Below are 16,636 nucleotides of genomic sequence, written 5' to 3' on the forward strand. Positions count from 1 at the left end.
GCAGAGAACAGGAACACCGATGACACAGAACAGGATTCGCAAGCAAGTTCATCTGGGCGCTCACTTCCCCGGCGTGAACAACACCACGGTGTGGACCGATCCGGCGTCCAAGAGCCAGATCGAGTTCAGCTCGTTCGAGCATCTCGCCCGCAGTGCCGAACGCGGATTGTTCGACTTCTTCTTCCTCGCAGAGGGTTTGCGCCTACGCGAACATCAGGGCAAAATTCACGACCTCGACGTAGTCGGTCGCCCGGACACCTTCAGCATTCTCAATGCGGTTGCCGGTGTGACAACGCATCTCGGCCTGGCCGGGACGATCAACACCACGTTCAACGAACCGTACGAGTTGGCCAAGCAGTTCTCGACGCTCGATCATCTCTCCGACGGCCGCGCCGCCTGGAACCTGGTCACCTCCTCGGACGCCTTCACCGGCGAGAACTTCCGCCGCGGTGGCTATCTGGAGCATTCCGAGCGGTATGCACGCGCCAACGAGTTGGTCGACGCAGTACGGACGCTGTGGGACAGCTGGAGCATCGATCGTCCGATCGTCGACCGTGAGCGCGGTGTTTTCGCCACCGACCAGCAGGTCGGCCAGTTCCAGCACTCCGGTAAGCAGTTCGACATCGCCGGACGCTTCGAAGTTCCACGGAGTCCGCAGGGGCACCCAGTTCTGTTGCAGGCCGGTGACTCCGACGAAGGACGCGAGTTCGGCGCGGCCAAGGCCGATGCCATCTTCACCGGGCACGGAACGCTCGAAGCAGGCAAGGCGTTCTACGCCGACGTGAAGGGACGCTTGGCCAAGTACGGACGCACGCACGCAGACCTCAAGATTCTCCCCGCCGCCACCTTCGTCCTCGGTGACAACGCCGCGGACGCACAGGAGAAGGCGTATCACATCCGGCGGCAGCAGGTCGGGCCCCAGACTGCCATCGCTTTTCTCGAACAGGTGTGGGGCAGAGATCTTTCCCAGTACGACGCCGACGGCCCGTTGCCGAAGGAAGATCCGTCGGACGACGTCAACATCACCCGCGGACGCGTCCGCCACGTCAAGGATCCGCGAGCGGTCGCAGATCAGTGGCGTGCCAAGGCCGAGGCCGAAAACCTCAGCATCCGTGAACTCATCATCGAAGTGACTGCCCGCCAACAGTTCGTGGGTAGTGCAGCGGAGGTGGCTGCCGAGATCGACACCTACGTCCAGGGCGACGCGAGCGACGGATTCATCCTCGTTCCCCACATCACCCCCGCGGGCCTCGACGAGTTCATCGACACCGTCGTACCGGAACTTCAGGACCGCGGCAGTTTCCGGACCGAGTACTCAGGAACCACCCTGCGCAGCCATCTCGGGCTGCGCCACCCGCACGAGCAGGCTGAAGGAGTCCGCGCATCATGACCGTTACCGACACTTCCACCAGTACCTTCACCGGCGATTGGAATGCCTGGCACGCCTCGCGCGACGCCACCTTCGGCGAACCCCTCGGCTGGCTGAGCCTGACTGCGTTGCATTGGCTGGTGGACACCGATTCCACCTTCGCGGACCTGCCCGGTGCATGGCGCGCCGACGCGAATGCCGTTGTCGTCACCGCGACGCCCGCAGACGACTTGTCGATCGACGGCGTCGCAGTGGACGGTTCGGCCACTCTGAATCCGATCGAGGGGGCGCCGGGACTGATCGTCAAGCAGGGCGCGCGGTTGGTCGAGGTCATCCGCCGCACCGGCGAGGTGGCTCTGCGGATCCACGATTCGTCGGCCCCGGCATTGGCGCAGTTCAGTGGTATCCCGACCTTCGAGCCTGACCCGCAGTGGCGCATCGAGGGTGTCTTCACAGCTTTCGAGGAGGCTCGCACGGTGACGACGGGCGCGGTCGTCGAGCGCCTCGAGCATCATCACGACGCCCGAGGAACCATCAGCTTCGAACACGACGGTGCAACGCATACGCTGATTGCGTTCGCGGGCAAGGACAACGGCTTTCACATCCTGTTCACCGACGCGACCAGTGGTGTGTCCACCTACCCGGCCGCACGCTCGCTGCACGTGAGCGCACCTGAACCCGGTGGCGCGGTAGTCCTCGATTTCAATCGGGCGTCGAACCTGCCCTGCGCGTTCACCGATTACGCGACGTGCCCGGTGGCCCCCGCCGAGAACCGCCTGGCGTTCGCGGTGGAAGCCGGCGAGAAGACACCGGACACCCGCTCCGAAAGCGGACCGAGGTGAGCGCGCCGCTGTCCGTACTCGACCTCTCGCCGATCAGTGAGGGCGGAACGGCCCGCCAGGCTTTGCGGAACTCGCTGGACCTCGCTCGTTCTGCCGAAGCGTGGGGATACAAGCGTTACTGGGTCGCCGAACACCACTTCGTCGGTGTTGCCTCTTCGTCGCCAGCAGTGCTTGTCGGGCTGATCGCGGCCGCCACCAACACCATTCGCGTCGGCTCGGCCGCCGTGCTGCTGGGCAACAACACGGCGGCTCAGGTGGTCGAGGCCTTCGGTACCGTCGAAGCGTTGTATCCGGGTCGTATCGATCTCGGCATCGGGCGCAGCGGACAGCGTCGGGTGGAGGCACTTCGCGCCGTCGCTGCCGGAACGCCTGCGCCGGCAGAATCGAAGCGAGAGAACGTCGTACGCGACGGCGTCGTGATCCCGGCACCCTTCGATCCAACCGGTCTTCTCACGTCACCGCGGTTGCAGGCGTCGTTCGAGGCATTGGCGTTTCCGGGCGCGCAGGCGCCCGATTTCGAGCAGCAGGTCGACGACATACGCTCGCTCCTGAACGGTACCTACAGAACCCGCGACGGCATCGAATTGCACGCCAGTCCCGGCGAGAATGCCGACGTCGAACTGTGGGTGTTCGGAAGCAGTGCGGGCCCCAGTGCCGAGCTCGCCGGACGACTCGGATTGCCGTTCGGTGCGAATTACCATGTGGCGCCCTCGAGTACGCTCGATGCCGTCGAGGCATACCGTGCAGCATTCCGACCGTCGGCAGTTCTGTCGGAGCCGTATGTCGTCGTCTCCGCGGATGTTGTTGCTGCGGAAGACGATGCGACGGCGAGGGAGTTGGCGTCGACCTTCGCGCACTGGACGCACAGCATTCGCAGCGGGCACGGCGCCATCCCGTACCCCGATCCCGCGACAGCGCTCCCACTTTCCGACGCCGACGAAGCAGTGGTGGAGGATCGGCTGATCACGCAGTTCGTCGGTTCACCGTCTACCGTCGCCGACAGGCTCGACAGTTTGCAGAAGCTCACCGGAGCGGACGAATTGGTGATCACCGGGGTGACCCATCGGCACGAGGATCGTCTGCGCTCGTACGAGCTGCTTGCCAAGGAATGGGGACTGCCCGCACTACTGGCAGCGTGAGTTTGCCTTGGTCCATTAGTGTCGAGTGATGTTTTCACCTCGAGATGCCCTTGCGGTTGCTCTTGACGTAGCGCGTGAGGGCATGGAGCTCGGGGAGATGCCGATCGGCGCAGTCGTGTTCGACGACGACCGTGTGCTCGGGCGGGCGTATACGCAAGAACGGGCACTCGGTCGACGGGTAGTCCATGCGGACCTTCAAGCGCTCTTGCAGGCCGACGAGGCTCTCGGATTCACTCGAGCGTCCGGTGAATTGACATTGGCGGTCAATCTCGAACCATGTCTCATGTGTATGGGTGCCGCGATCACGCTCGGTGTGACCCGGGTGTGGTTCGCTCTCGAATCCCCGAACGACGGTGCGGCGGAACTCGTGCAGCTGTGGGCGCCGCCTGTGGAACTTCCGTTTTTCCGTAAGCCGCGTGAAGTCCTCGGCGGCATCCGCCGTGACGAAGCGCGAAATCTGTTCGCTGAATACGCCACCGGCACTGGCCCCGCCGGGATGCGGGACTGGGCGCGCAGTCTCACCTGACGCCATGGCTTGTAAGGAGGGCCGTGAGGCTCACGCCCCGATAGCGCCCGCGATCATCGGCCACGACGCGCGCATGTCGGCTTCGAAGAGCCCCCAGGTGTGGGTGCCTTCGGGTCGGAAGCTGAACGTCGCGGGAATGCCGAGCTGACCGAATCGCCCCTGCAGGGCAGCGGTGCACATGTTGGTGATGCCTTCGAGGACCGCGCCGGGAACGACGCCGGCGGCCATCGCCAGCGAGTTGATTCCGTCCACCGGGCCGGGGAGGCCGTTGCCGGTCGAGATGAACAGCGCTGTGCCACGCAGTCTCTCGGCGTTGATCAACGGGTCGTGCGCCGCCCACTGCGGGCTACCCCACGGCCCCCACATGTTGGCCGCGTTGCCGCCGCCGAGTATCTCGACCATCGAGCGCACCGCTGCCTGGCCGAGCGGGTCGCCGGCGCGCGGACAGCCGCTGTACGAGCCGACTGCGCGGTAGGTGCCCGGCGACTGGATCGCGAGGTCCAGAACCGGTCCGCCTGCCATCGACACACCACCGAGTGCGTTGACACCGGTCGTGTTGTACCGAGCGTTGACCGCCGCCGGTAGTTCCTTGGTGAGATACGTCTGCCACTTGTTACGGCCCAGCACCGGATCGTCGGCGTTCCAGTCGGTGTACATGCTGAACTTGCCGCCGACCGGCATGACCACATTGACGTGTTTGTCGTCGAAGAAGTCACGAACTCCGGTGTTGTTGAACCACGAGATCCCGTCCTCGCCGCCGCCGACACCGGTCAACAGATAGAAGGTCGGGGCCGGGCCTCCTCCGGCCGGCGAAATCACGTCGTTGGCGATCCAGCGGTCCATCGAGGGGGAGTAGACGTCGATGCGACTGACCACGGAATCCGCACTCGCGGTCGGCGTGCTGAGGCCGAGAAAGCCGGCGGCCATGGCCACCGCCATCGTCAGCCGAACCGTGAAACGACGTGTCTTCATATTTCCCCCCAGGCGCAAGCCGGACAGCGTATTTGTGCCTTCCAACAGTGGCACAATGCGAAGAGGAGTGACGAATGTCCGGGTAACAGTCGTATAAGAAGATGGAGACAATTGCGTGGGATCGCAGTCGCACCACCCCGAATCCGACGTGATTCGGCTGGCCTTCGGGCTGGCCGCGATCACGGCTGGTGCGGCGCGCAGAACCGCTGGTCTCGCACTTGATTCCGTGCAGCGGATCCCTGTCGTCGGTGACGCACTCGACGGCGCGATCACCCAGGTCACCACTCGCGGCACGGAAGCGATGCACTCGACCGTGGAGTTCGCCGACTCGACCTTGCGGACGGTGATCAAAGCTGTCGTCGACGCTGCTCTGTCCGAAGTCGACATCACCAAGATCGTCGTCGACCACGTGGACATCGACAAGATCGCCGAGAACATCGACGTGGACAAGATTGCCGAACGGGTCTCGCTCGAACCGATCATCGACCGGGTCGACGTGGACGAGATCGCAAGCCGCCTCGACGTCAAAGCGGTGATCGATCGCCTCGATCTCGACGGGATAGTCGACACGGTCGACCTCGAACGCCAGGTCAACCGCATCGACCTCGTCAAGATCGCCGACCAGGTCATCGAGGGCGTCGACCTGCCCCAGATGATTCGTGAATCGACCGGTTCACTCTCCACGGAAGCCGTGCACGGAGCTCGAGTGCAGGGCATGCAGGCGGACGACGCTGTCGCCGGCTTCGTCGGGCGACTCTTCGGCCGCGACAACGCACCGTCATCAGATAAACCGTCACCAGAAAAACCGTCGACAGAGACCGATCCGAAGACGAACGCAGGCGAACGCTAGTGGCCCAGGAGAGTTCCGGCCCAGCCGGCATCGTCACCCGTGGACTCGCCGGACTGATCGACCTGGGCGTCGTCCTGCTCCTGATGGGTTCCGTGTACGTGGGCTTCGCCTTCGTCCGACTGCTCTTCTCGCCACAGAGTTTCACTTTCTCGGAACCGGGAATCTTCCTGTCCACGACGGCATTTCTCGGTGTCTCGGTGGCGTATCTGACCGCCTGCTGGGCGACCACCGGTCGGACCGTCGGGTCCCTCGTGATGGGGCTGCGGGTGATCACGTCCGGGCATCGCCTCGTGCGCTGGCCGTTGGCCTTCATCCGTGCGGTGCTCTGCGTGCTCTTCGCCTTCGGATTGCTGTGGTCGGCGGTCGATCGACGACGACGTTCGTTGCAGGACATCGTTCTGCGCACCGAGGTCGTCTACGACTGGCGTCAGGACCCGGATCTGGTGGCACCGCACGGAGGTGAGCACGCATGAGTGAACCGAACCGCCCGGACGAGCGCTTCACCCTTGCCAGCGAGCGCACCTTCCTCGCCTGGATGCGTAGCTCACTCGCCCTGCTGGCCGGAGGCATCGCCGTCGTCCAATTGGTACCGGAATGGAGTACCGGGTGGGTTCGCACGACTCTCGGTCTGACCCTGATCGCACTCGCGGCGGCAGCCGCACTGGTAGGTATGCGACGCTGGCTACAGGTGAAGAAGGCGCTCGAGGACGGAGCGGCGATGCCGGAACCGCACGCATTGTGGCTGTTTGCACTGGCACTGGCCGGGGTTGCCGTCGCAGCCGGCGTGGCAACGGTGGTCACCAGCCTCGCTCGCTGAGATACGCAGAGAAGTCCCAGCGGTGTCTGGATAGTCTGCAAAGAACGTGAAGCATGTCAGAGAAGTAAACGAAACAGACGACAAGGGAGTGCACGGTGGCGCAGGAACTCAAGCTCGGATACAAGGCATCGGCTGAGCAATTCGGCCCTCGCGAACTGGTAGAGCTGGCAGTTCTGGCAGAGCAGCACGGCATGGATTCCGTTGCGGTGAGCGATCATTTCCAGCCGTGGCGCCACAACGGTGGCCACGCACCGTTCTCGCTCGCCTGGATGACCGCCGTCGGTGAGCGCACCGAGCGCGTGCAGATCGGCACGTCCGTGATGACGCCGACGTTCCGCTACAACCCGGCAGTCATCGCTCAGGCGTTCGCGACGATGGGATGTCTCTACCCGGGACGCATCATGCTCGGCGTCGGCAGCGGTGAGGCTCTCAACGAGATCGCCACCGGCTTCCAGGGCGAGTGGCCCGAGTTCAAGGAACGCTTCGCGCGGCTGCGTGAGTCCGTGCGGTTGATGCGTGAGCTGTGGCTGGGGGATCGTGTCGACTTCGAAGGCGAGTACTTCACCACTCGTGGCGCGTCGATCTACGACGTTCCCGAGGGCGGCATTCCCGTGTACATCGCGGCCGGCGGACCCGTTGTCGCCCGATACGCGGGACGTGCCGGTGACGGCTTCATCTGCACCTCCGGAAAGGGCATGGAGCTCTACACCGAGAAGCTGCTTCCAGCCGTTGCCGAGGGCGCAGCCAAGGCCGAGCGCGACGTCGCCGACATCGACAAGATGATCGAGATCAAGATCAGCTACGACACCGATCCGGAGGCTGCACTCGAGAACACCCGCTTCTGGGCTCCGCTGTCCCTGACGCCGGAGCAGAAGCACAGCATCGAGGATCCGATCGAAATGGAAGCCGCTGCCGACGCTCTGCCCATCGAGCAGGTGGCCAAGCGTTGGATCGTCGCTTCCGATCCGGACGACGCCGTCGAGCAGGTCAAGGCCTACGTCGATGCCGGTCTCAATCACCTGGTGTTCCACGCACCGGGCCATGATCAGCGCCGGTTCCTCGAACTGTTCGAGCGTGACCTCGCGCCTCGCTTGCGTGCTCTGGGCTGATCCTCGAGATCAACTGAACGGTGTCTGCCACTCGACGTGTGGCAGGCACCGTTCGTCTTTCTCGTAGCCGCCGGTTGTCGGCACGAGCGTGAGCGTGACCACGATCAGTGGCAAGGTGGGCGGCGGCCCACACTAGGCTGTTGGGCATGCCAGAAGCGCCCGCTGCCGTGTCGAGTGTCTACGTTGCCTCTCCTGAAGGTGACACCGGAAAATCCACCATCGCGCTTGGCGTGCTGCAGATGCTGTGCGCGACCGTCGCCCGGGTCGGTGTCTTCCGCCCGATCGCCCGCTCTACCGAGGAAACCGACTACATCCTCGAACTGCTGCTCGAGCACACCACCGCCGATCTCTCCTACGCCGACGCACTCGGCGTCACCTACGAGCAGGTTCACGCCGATCCTGAAGCCGCGCTGGCCGACATCGTCGCGAAGTACCACACCGTGGCCGAGCAGTGCGACGCCGTCGTCATCATCGGAAGTGACTACACCGACGTAGCAAGCCCGAGCGAGCTGAGCTTCAACGCCCGCATCGCCGTGAACCTCGGCGCGCCGGTTCTGCTGGCGGTTCGAGGCGCTCGGCGCAGTGTCGAGGAGGTCGCCCAGCTCGCGCATCTATGCGCCGCCGAGTTGGCCGCCAACCACGCTCATCTGCTCGCGGTCGTCGCCAATCGTTGCGATCCCGACAAGCTCGACGAGGTCACCGCAGCGCTGTCCGACATCGGAGTTCCGACGTGGAGCCTGCCGGAGATTCCGTTGCTCGTCTCGCCCACGATGGCCGAGTTGATGGAGGCCACCGGCGGCGAGTTGTATTCGGGTGACCCGGAACTGCTGCACCGCGAAGCGCTCAAGGTGATGGTGGGCGGCATGACCGCGGAGCACATCCTCGAGCGTCTGGTCGAGGGCATGGTCGTCATCGCACCGGGCGATCGCTCGGACGTACTGCTCGCATTGCTCAATGCACATGAGGCGGAAGGATTTCCGTCGCTCGCGGGCATCATCATGAACGGCGGAATCACACCGCACCCAGCCATCGCAGCGTTGATGGCCGGCCTCAAACAGCGTCTTCCGATCCTGACGACAACCCTCGGTACCTTCGACACCGCAAGCGCCGCAGCCCAAACCCGCGGACGCGTGGCAGTCGGTTCGCAGCGCAAGGTCGACACCGCGTTGAGCTTGATGGAACAGCGCGTCGACGCCGACATCCTGATGGACCGACTGGCACTGCCGATCCCGTCCGTCGTGACCCCACAGATGTTCGAGTACAAGCTGATCGACCGCGCTCGACGCGATCGCAAGCACATCGTCCTGCCTGAGGGTGACGACGACCGGATCCTCCGCGCGGCCGGCCGGTTGCTGCAGCGCCAGGTTGCCGACCTGACGATCCTCGGTGACGAACCCAGTGTGCGTCGACGCGCCGCGGAACTCGGCGTCGACATCAGTGGCGCGCAGGTACTCGCACCCGCGCAGTCCGAGTACACCGAGCGCTTCGCACAGGAATACACCGCGCTGCGTGCGCACAAGGGCATGACCATCGAGCGGGCCCGCGAGGTGATCGCCGACATCTCGTACTTCGGAACGATGATGGTGCACTTGGGAATTGCCGACGGCATGGTGTCCGGCGCTGCACACACCACCGCTCACACGATTCGACCCTCGTTCGAGATCATCAAGACCGCCCCCGGTGTCTCGACGGTCTCGAGCATCTTCCTGATGTGCCTGGCCGACCGCGTTCTCTCCTACGGTGACTGCGCCGTGGTTCCGGACCCGACGTCGGAGCAGTTGGCGGACATCGCGATCTCGTCCGCACAGACGGCGTCGCAGTTCGGGATCGATCCGCGCATCGCGATGCTCTCGTACTCCACCGGGGATTCGGGCAGCGGAGCCGACGTCGACAAGGTTCGCACCGCGACCGCTTTGGTGCGCGAGCGTCGACCGGATCTGTTGGTGGAAGGGCCCATTCAGTACGACGCCGCCGTCGAGCAGAGTGTCGCCGACAAGAAGATGCCGGATTCGCTGGTGGCGGGCAAAGCAACGGTGTTCGTGTTCCCGGACCTGAACACCGGCAACAACACGTACAAGGCAGTGCAGCGTAGCGCCGGTGCTATCGCCGTCGGGCCGGTTCTGCAGGGACTGAACAAGCCGGTCAACGACCTCTCGCGTGGAGCGTTGGTCCAGGACATCGTCAACACCGTGGCTATCACGGCAATACAGGCACAGGGAGCGCAAGCGTGAGCGACGGCACCGTACTGGTCATCAATTCCGGCTCGTCATCCATCAAATTTCAACTCGTGCATCCGGATACGGCGGAATCGGTGGCACACGGTCTCATCGAGCGCATCGGTGAGCCCGACGGCCACATCGTCTACAACCACCGCACCGGAGTCGAAGACCGGAGCCTTCCGATCGCCGATCACCGCGCAGGTCTGAAGATGGTGCTCGACATCGTCGCCGAGGTCGGGCGGCCGCTGAGTGAGGCCGGAATCATCGCAGTCGGTCACCGAGTCGTGCACGGTGGTGACATCTTCTATTCGCCGACTCTCATCGACGACGGCGTCGTGAAAGCCATCGCGGATTTGTCGAACCTTGCGCCGCTGCACAATCCGGCCAACGTGATCGGTATCGAGGTGGCGCGCGAGGAACTGCCCGACGTTCCGCACGTCGCAGTGTTCGACACTGCCTTCTTTCACACACTGCCCGCGGCGGCGTCCACCTATGCGATCGATCGGGATGTGGCCAAGGCCAACCAGATTCGCCGGTACGGCTTCCACGGGACCTCACACGAATACGTGTCTGGACGGGTCGCGGAGTTCCTCGGCAAGGATCCCGCCGAGCTGAATCAGATAGTCCTGCACCTCGGAAACGGCGCTTCGGCCTCGGCAATCAAGGGCGGCAAGGCCATCGACACCACGATGGGCCTCACCCCGCTCGAGGGTCTTGTCATGGGCACCCGCAGCGGCGACATCGACCCAGGCATCATCTTGCACCTCAATCGCAACTCGGGAATGAAGGTCGACGAGATCGACGACCTCCTCAACCGGCGCTCCGGTTTGAAGGGACTGTCGGGAGTCAACGATTTCCGTGCCCTGCTCGCACTGATCGAGGGCGGCGACCAAGACGCACAACTTGCGTACGACGTTTACGTACACATGCTCCGTAAGTACATCGGCGCCTTCATCGTTCAACTCGGTGGCGTCGACGTCATCACCTTCACCGGCGGTGTTGGCGAGAACAACATCGACGTACGACGCGACAGCCTGGCCGGGCTTTCCCGTCTCGGTATCGAGGTCGATCCGGCTCTCAACGAGGCGAAGAGTCGCGACGAGCGTCGTATCTCCGCATCCTCGTCGGCCGTCGAGGTGCTGGTGGTCCCCACCAACGAGGAGTTGGCGATCGCCCGCGCGGCGAAGGCTTTGGTGGCCGCACTGTAGGTTTCTGCAGCACTGTAAACCTCGGGGCGTCCGTCAGAAATTGCTGCGCGGACGCACCGCATTCGCCCGGTCCACGAGGGCGTAGCGGTGCGTGCGGGAGGTCGTGGCGCGAGCGAGGGCGCGAAGGCAGGCTTCGGCTCCGGTGCGCAGACCTTGCTCGGTGAAGGGCAGGTCGAGGATGGGTTCGAGTTCGGTGTGCGAGCGATTGCCGTAGCGAATCCAATCGAGTGCCGTGCCCAACACCAGGGTTCGCATCTGCAGGCTTCGGCTCTCTTCAGCAGGCAGCGCCCGAACACGACGGGCGGCTTCCCGCAGAGTCGATTCGTCGAGTTCGGCGATCGGAACGCCGGACAGCATCGTCAGAGCGCTGGACATCCGTGCGACGTTGTAGTGCCGGGAAGACGTGGGTACTTCGTCGAGGGCGGCGATGGCTGCCTTCTTGTTGCCGTGATCGGCGAGTTGTCGGGCGAGCCCGAATGCTGCGCTGACGTAGTTCCGTTCGGTCCGCCAGACGGTGCGGTAGTACTTCTCGGAGAAGCGGCACCATTGGTCCGGGTCGTCGCTCTCCCAGTGCTGGAGGATCAGTTCTGCCGTCGCTGCCAACGCCAGCTTTGGTGCAGCCTCGCCGGGCAGTGCGGTGAGAACTGTCTCGAAGTGACTGAAAGCGGGCTCGAATCGGTCCAGTTGTAACGCCGCAAGTCCTCGATACCACTCGATCTTCCAGTGGTCCCCGATGTTCTGCTGGAGTTCGCCCAGAACTGTCAGTGCGGTTTCCGGATCACCGAGATCGAGATGAGCTTTGGCCTCGGCCAGTCGAACTTCGCCCGAGACGGCGGCCGCCGGTGTGCCTGACGTTCGGTCGATTCCGTTCTCGCGGGCATGCTTGAGAGCATCGAGAGTCTGAGACGGTTCGCTGTGCACCGCCGCTGCCAGCAACGGCGCGCTGGGATCGGTGGGGTCGACCAACGGAATGGGAAGTGCGTGCGCAACTTCGCGCGGATCGAGAGCGGCGTCGTGGCTGACACCGTCCACGTACACATCGGTTTGCCCGACCAATTCATCGGTGCCGAAAGACGTTCGCTGCCTGCTGAACACGAGCGAGAGTCCGGGATTCTCCTGCCCGGTCTGCTCGGCGAGGATTTCTCGCAGAACGCCGGTGAGTTGTCCCGCGATTTCCTCGGCGGACTGGAATCGCTTCTTCGGATCCGGGTCGGTGGCGCGTAACAGTAGACGGTGAAAGAACTCGTGGTCGCGCAGTAGTGGCTCGTCCTCGGGTTCGGGAAGGCCGTCGAGGTACCGTCCGTGCTTCGAGGGCATGTCGAGGGTGAGAACCGCGAGTGTTCTTCCGACGGTGAAGATGTCGGAGGCGATGGTCGGACCGGTCTCGATGATCTCGGGTGCTTGATAGCCGGCGGTACCGTACAGGTATCCGTAGTCTTCGATTCCGGACACGGCGCCGAGATCGATCAGCTTCAACTGATCCTCGGTGACCATTACGTTCTCGGGTTTGAGGTCGTTGTAGGCCAGGCCGGTGGAATGCAGATAGCTCAGCGCCGGAAGGATTTCCAGTACGTAGCCGATTGCCTGCTCGATCGGCATGTGCTTGCCGTCCGGGAATTCGGCCAGCACCTCGCGCAATGATCGCCCACCCACGTACTCCATGACGATGTACCCCATGGGTGTGCCATCCGGGCGCGGATGCTCGACGAAGTTGAAGATCTTGACGATGCTGGGGTTGGCGACCTCGGCGAGGAACTGACGCTCGGCCACCGCAACGGCTTGCGCTTCGGAATCACCGAAATGCAAGAGCCCCTTGAGAACTACCCACCTGTCGCTGACATTGCGATCGATCGCGAGGTAGATCCATCCCAGGCCGCCGTGCGCGATGGGCCCTTGAACCTCGTACTGACCGGACACCAATTCGCCCTCTTCGAGGAGTGGACGGAAGTCGAAAGTGGAACCGCACTTGGGGCAGGTGCCGTGCTGAGTTGCCTTGGTGCTTGCGCTCTTACGACCGACTGGTTCGTTGCATTTCCAACAGAACCGTTTCCGCTCGGGGACGGTCGGGTCACTCATCACCGCAGATGCGGGGTCGATCTGAGGGACGGGGGGAACCTCGACCAGGCCGCCGCCGAGGCGCAGCTTTCGTCCCGACCGGCTGCGGCGGGATCGAGTGGAGCGGCCGGTCGGGGAGGAGGATGCGGACGGCGTGGTTCCTCGTATCTGGGCCGAGGTCGGTTCGAGACGCTCGTAGGCGCCCGTGGCTTCGGGCTCGGGCCGCTCGTAGGCGCCGGTGGCTTCGGGTTCGGGACGCAGGGAAGCCTGCGTGGCGTCGGGCTCGGGGCCGGTTTCTTCGGTCATGTCAGCCTCAATCCCGGTAGACGGCCGGCGGGGGACCGGGCGAAGGACCGAGGACGCTGAGCCAGCGGTCGTAGATACGGTTCCAGGTCCCGTCGCTCCGGATCCGATCCAGTGTTCCGTTGACGAATCGGACCAAGTCGGGGTTGTCCTTGTTCACTCCGATTCCGTACGGTTCGACGCCCAGTGAGCCACCGACCATCATCAGATACGGGTCTTGCGAGGCGAGGCCCGCGAGGATCGTGTCGTCGGTGCTGATCGCGTCCACCTGCCCCTGCTGGAGGACGACGAGGCAGTCGGACCACATCGGGACGGTGACGACGGTCGCTTCGGGTTGGAGTTGCTGGATTCGAGTCGCCGAGGTCGTTCCCCGGGCAGCGCAGACCCGCTTGCCTGCGAGGTCGTCGATGCCGCGGACGGATGACCCCTGCAAGACCTGAATTCGTTGTTCAGCGGAGAAGTACTGCGTCGAGAAGTCGACCTTCTCGCGCCGCTCGCACGTGATGGTCATGGTCTTGACGACCACGTCGACCATCGATTCCTGGAGTGCGGCGATCCGATCGTCCGACGTCAGGATTCGGTACTCGATCTTCTCCGGGTCACCGAGCAGATCTCGGGCGATTTCGCGGGCGATGTCCACGTCGAAACCCTCGAGGCGCCCGGTGGCCGGATCGCGAAAGCTCATGAGGTTGGAACCGGTGTCCAGGCCCACGATCAGCCGCCCGCGGGCGCGGATGGCGTCGAGGCTCGGCGTGGGTGGCTGCGGAGATGCGTCTGCGGGGGTGGGCCGCAGGCTCGCGGTGAGGTTGGTGCACGACGCGGTAGTCGTCGGTGTCGGGCTGGGAGCGATGGTGGCCTCGGCCGGCAGCGGCGGTTCCGTGTACGACGTGGCGCCTGCGTTGTCCAAGTCTTCGGCTCGATCCGCACCGCAACCGGCGAGCACCAGCATGGCCGCTGCCAGAACCGCGACACATACGGCCGGGCTCTTCCTCCGCATCACCGGTACTCCCGTCACTGATACTCCCGCAGTCGAGGCCAGAATCCGATGAAGATTCCGGCAACTCCGAGAACTGCCAATACAGACATGCCCGGTGCAGAGGCAGCCAACACCCGGGAGGCGTACGAGACGTCGGACCGAAGATTCGTGCGCGAATCCACGATTCCCTGCCAGAGTTCGTGATCGAGCTTTCCGTACTCCGCGGCCGAATCCTGTTCTCCGGCGCCGATGGTGATGGCTGCGGCGGACGTGAAGTCGCCGTTTCCGAGACGGTCGTACATGCGCGTGTGCGCAGCCACCCACTGCTGGCGCGAGTCGAGTGCGGCGGTCAGCACTTCGCTGTTCACTCGGGCGCGTTCGTCGCTTTGCAGGCCCTCGAGGATGTCCCGCAGAGCATCGACCTTGCGGGTGAACGTCACGTTGTCCTCGGCGGTCGAATCCCGCCTCGCCAGCGTGAGGGTTTCCACGGTGCGTGCTTGCTGCGCCATGATTCGTGCCTCGGTCAGTTCGTGCAGTGGCTCGGCCCCGGCGTCGAGCGCGCGCCCGGTGGCCAGTGCGGAGACCAGTCCGACCGTGAGCAGCCACAGCAGAGCTGCAGCGACCGCGAGCGAGGCAAGGATCAACCCGAGATTGAAGCGTCGGCGACTCTTGCGGGAGAAGTACATCTGTGTCGCCACCAGCGCGCACAGCACGAAGACGAACGCCACGATCGGCCACCACGGTGGAGTCTCGAAATCGCGCTGTACTTGGGAGACCAGCGTCTCCTGCGAGGCGTGCAGTTGCTGGGCCATCGGCAGCAGCGAGGTCTGCATCAACTGCGAGGCCTCGCTCAAATATGCTGCCCCGACCGGGTTTCCGACGCGATTGTTCGCCCGTGCAGTTTCGACCAGCCCGGTGTAGACGGAGAGGTCGGTCGAGATTGTGGTCAACGCGCTGTGACCGGCAAGATCGGTCGAGTCGAGACCGGCCGACGCCTGGACGATCTCCGCAGAGGCCTCACCGATCGACTGCGTGTATCGGTCGCGGACTTCGGCGGGTTCGAGGCCGCCGGAGATGAAGGCGGTGGCCGCGGCGGCGTCTGCCAAGGACAACGCACTGTAGAGATTCTGGGCCGAGTTGGCGAGAGGCTCGGTTTCGACGAGGAGGAGGTCGAGGTTCGCCTGGCGGTTCTCGATCGCTGCGGTGGCGAGGAGTCCGGAGATCAAAGTGATCGCGATCAGGATCAGTCCGACGACGGTCAACCGGCCAGGCGTCGAGGACATGAAGGCCTGCAGTTCGCGCCGCAGAAGTGCCTGCTCGTCCTCCGCCGACACTGATGTGGCCTCGGAGTGCGGCAGCGACCGGGGTTCGATGGACGGGACGACACGGTCGACCATCGAGCACCTCACTTCGCTGTAGGCGGGCTACCGAGAAATGATGCCGCCGAGAAATGATTCAGGGCATCTTCGCGAGCATATAAGCATCACCTACACCTGGAGCAGATTGAAACGGTTAGTGTGGGACAACGGCGAGAGCGGGCGGAGCGAGGTAGTCGATGCGTGGTGACGGTGACGGTTGGTCCATCGGATCGGACGGTACTCGGCATTGGGGTAAACACGGAGCTGCAGGACTGCTTCTGCGTGCCCCCGATTCGGACGGATCACCCATGGTCTTGCTGCAGCATCGTGCGGCGTGGAGCCATCAGGGCGGAACGTGGGCACTGCCCGGCGGTGCGCGGGACTCACACGAGAGCACGACGCACGCTGCCGTCCGGGAGGCACACGAAGAAGCAGGTATCGCCGAGGACGCCGTCCGTGTCCGCGGGGAAGTAGTGACGATGCGCGCCGAGAGCGGGTGGACTTACACCACCGTCGTGGCTGACGCGGCGCATCCACTGTCGACGGTTGCCAATGGTGAGAGCACCGAGTTGCGGTGGGTACGCGAAGCCGACGTCGACTCACTGCCGCTGCATCCGGGCTTCGGTTCCTCATGGCCCGACCTCCGGACCGAGCCTGTTGTGGCCGTGGACGGCGATCCGCACACCGTCGTGCTCGAGGACGGCGGATTCGGATGGTTGTCGGGTAGTTCCCACCACGGCAGTGACCAGGCAGGCAGCGACCAGGCAGGCAGCGACCAGGCACGCGGTGACCAGGCAGGCAGCGACCAGAACCTGTCCGAGGCGAGCAGTACCCAGTCGTAGCAGTCGAGTCTTCACAGTTCATACACAGCAGAAGGGCCGGACTCCGCGGGA

15 protein-coding genes are annotated in these 16,636 nt (G+C 64.2%); 11 read left to right on the top strand and 4 right to left on the bottom strand.

Annotation, left to right across the window (positions count from 1 at the left end):
* The first annotated feature begins 19 nt into the window (after positions 1-19).
* The 4 genes from EHW12_RS07210 to EHW12_RS07225 are packed head-to-tail and all read left to right on the top strand — an operon-like array spanning position 20 to position 3,876.
* A complete protein-coding gene (locus EHW12_RS07210) occupies positions 20-1,390 on the top strand; it encodes an NtaA/DmoA family FMN-dependent monooxygenase (RefSeq protein ID WP_007726841.1) in 1,371 nt (456 codons plus the stop codon).
* Positions 1,387-2,211 (top strand): DUF1684 domain-containing protein, encoded by an 825-nt coding sequence (locus tag EHW12_RS07215; protein WP_007726842.1) that lies wholly within the window; start codon positions 1,387-1,389, stop codon positions 2,209-2,211. The genes EHW12_RS07210 and EHW12_RS07215 overlap by 4 nt, the downstream gene beginning before the upstream one ends.
* Positions 2,208-3,350: an LLM class flavin-dependent oxidoreductase gene (locus tag EHW12_RS07220; RefSeq protein ID WP_007726843.1), complete on the top strand. Its 1,143-nt coding sequence runs from the start codon at positions 2,208-2,210 to the stop codon at positions 3,348-3,350. Before EHW12_RS07215 ends, EHW12_RS07220 begins: the two co-directional genes overlap by 4 nt.
* 28 nt (positions 3,351-3,378) lie before the next feature.
* Positions 3,379-3,876, top strand: coding sequence for a deaminase (locus tag EHW12_RS07225; protein ID WP_073513513.1), 498 nt, complete (start codon positions 3,379-3,381; stop codon positions 3,874-3,876).
* Between the two features lie 30 nt (positions 3,877-3,906).
* Here the strand turns inward: EHW12_RS07225 and EHW12_RS07230 are convergent, their stop codons facing one another.
* Positions 3,907-4,848, bottom strand: a complete 942-nt coding sequence (locus EHW12_RS07230; protein ID WP_007726845.1) for an alpha/beta hydrolase family protein — start codon at positions 4,846-4,848, stop codon at positions 3,907-3,909.
* 115 nt (positions 4,849-4,963) lie between these two features.
* On the opposite strand from EHW12_RS07230, the gene EHW12_RS07235 reads away from it, so the two are divergent.
* The 6 genes from EHW12_RS07235 (at position 4,964) to EHW12_RS07260 (ending at position 11,051) form a co-directional block, all read left to right on the top strand.
* Positions 4,964-5,698 (top strand): hypothetical protein, encoded by a 735-nt coding sequence (locus tag EHW12_RS07235; protein WP_003944326.1) that lies wholly within the window; start codon positions 4,964-4,966, stop codon positions 5,696-5,698.
* Positions 5,698-6,171, top strand: coding sequence for an RDD family protein (locus EHW12_RS07240; RefSeq protein WP_003944375.1), 474 nt, complete (start codon positions 5,698-5,700; stop codon positions 6,169-6,171). The genes EHW12_RS07235 and EHW12_RS07240 overlap by 1 nt, the downstream gene beginning before the upstream one ends.
* Positions 6,168-6,515 carry a DUF202 domain-containing protein gene (locus EHW12_RS07245; protein WP_003944317.1) on the top strand — a complete coding sequence of 116 codons (348 nt, stop codon included), beginning with the start codon at positions 6,168-6,170 and terminating at the stop codon, positions 6,513-6,515. The genes EHW12_RS07240 and EHW12_RS07245 overlap by 4 nt, the downstream gene beginning before the upstream one ends.
* Positions 6,516-6,610: 95 nt before the next feature.
* Positions 6,611-7,624 carry a glucose-6-phosphate dehydrogenase (coenzyme-F420) gene (gene fgd / locus EHW12_RS07250; protein ID WP_003944371.1) on the top strand — a complete coding sequence of 338 codons (1,014 nt, stop codon included), beginning with the start codon at positions 6,611-6,613 and terminating at the stop codon, positions 7,622-7,624.
* 146 nt (positions 7,625-7,770) lie between these two features.
* Entirely contained in the window at positions 7,771-9,855 is a 2,085-nt protein-coding gene (gene pta / locus EHW12_RS07255; RefSeq protein ID WP_039972712.1) for a phosphate acetyltransferase, read from the top strand.
* The gene (locus EHW12_RS07260; RefSeq protein ID WP_007726849.1) at positions 9,852-11,051 is read left to right on the top strand and encodes an acetate kinase; all 1,200 of its coding nucleotides are present in this window, start codon (positions 9,852-9,854) and stop codon (positions 11,049-11,051) included. Before pta ends, EHW12_RS07260 begins: the two co-directional genes overlap by 4 nt.
* 33 nt (positions 11,052-11,084) lie before the next feature.
* Here the strand turns inward: EHW12_RS07260 and EHW12_RS07265 are convergent, their stop codons facing one another.
* From EHW12_RS07265 to EHW12_RS07275, 3 genes are read right to left on the bottom strand one after another with little or no spacing between them, the layout of a single operon-like run.
* On the bottom strand, positions 11,085-13,412 hold the full coding sequence (locus EHW12_RS07265; protein WP_007726850.1) for a serine/threonine-protein kinase: 2,328 nt from the start codon (positions 13,410-13,412) through the stop codon (positions 11,085-11,087).
* Between the two features lie 7 nt (positions 13,413-13,419).
* Complete coding sequence (locus EHW12_RS07270) at positions 13,420-14,406, bottom strand: glutamate ABC transporter substrate-binding protein (RefSeq protein ID WP_003944406.1); 987 nt, start codon at positions 14,404-14,406, stop codon at positions 13,420-13,422.
* A gap of 14 nt (positions 14,407-14,420) precedes the next feature.
* Positions 14,421-15,782: a hypothetical protein gene (locus EHW12_RS07275; protein WP_007726852.1), complete on the bottom strand. Its 1,362-nt coding sequence runs from the start codon at positions 15,780-15,782 to the stop codon at positions 14,421-14,423.
* Between the two features lie 158 nt (positions 15,783-15,940).
* Between EHW12_RS07275 and EHW12_RS07280 the strand changes: the two genes are divergently transcribed.
* Positions 15,941-16,585, top strand: coding sequence for an NUDIX hydrolase (locus tag EHW12_RS07280; RefSeq protein ID WP_007726853.1), 645 nt, complete (start codon positions 15,941-15,943; stop codon positions 16,583-16,585).
* Positions 16,586-16,636: the final 51 nt, after the last annotated feature.

The organism is Rhodococcus sp. NJ-530 (assembly GCF_003860625.1).
In the GTDB taxonomy this organism is placed as follows: domain Bacteria; phylum Actinomycetota; class Actinomycetes; order Mycobacteriales; family Mycobacteriaceae; genus Rhodococcus_F; species Rhodococcus_F qingshengii.

What these genes read in the sequence shown, in the direction of transcription:
- EHW12_RS07275 (WP_007726852.1), bottom strand. Translation starts at nt 15,782, where the DNA reads ATGGTCGACCGTGTCGTCCCGTCCATCGAACCCCGGTCGCTGCCGCAC.
- EHW12_RS07265 (WP_007726850.1), bottom strand. Translation starts at nt 13,412, where the DNA reads ATGACCGAAGAAACCGGCCCCGAGCCCGACGCCACGCAGGCTTCCCTG.
- pta (WP_039972712.1), top strand. Translation starts at nt 7,771, where the DNA reads ATGCCAGAAGCGCCCGCTGCCGTGTCGAGTGTCTACGTTGCCTCTCCT.
- EHW12_RS07230 (WP_007726845.1), bottom strand. Translation starts at nt 4,848, where the DNA reads ATGAAGACACGTCGTTTCACGGTTCGGCTGACGATGGCGGTGGCCATG.
- EHW12_RS07210 (WP_007726841.1), top strand. Translation starts at nt 20, where the DNA reads ATGACACAGAACAGGATTCGCAAGCAAGTTCATCTGGGCGCTCACTTC.
- EHW12_RS07270 (WP_003944406.1), bottom strand. Translation starts at nt 14,406, where the DNA reads ATGCGGAGGAAGAGCCCGGCCGTATGTGTCGCGGTTCTGGCAGCGGCC.
- EHW12_RS07245 (WP_003944317.1), top strand. Translation starts at nt 6,168, where the DNA reads ATGAGTGAACCGAACCGCCCGGACGAGCGCTTCACCCTTGCCAGCGAG.
- EHW12_RS07215 (WP_007726842.1), top strand. Translation starts at nt 1,387, where the DNA reads ATGACCGTTACCGACACTTCCACCAGTACCTTCACCGGCGATTGGAAT.
- EHW12_RS07225 (WP_073513513.1), top strand. Translation starts at nt 3,379, where the DNA reads ATGTTTTCACCTCGAGATGCCCTTGCGGTTGCTCTTGACGTAGCGCGT.
- EHW12_RS07280 (WP_007726853.1), top strand. Translation starts at nt 15,941, where the DNA reads ATGCGTGGTGACGGTGACGGTTGGTCCATCGGATCGGACGGTACTCGG.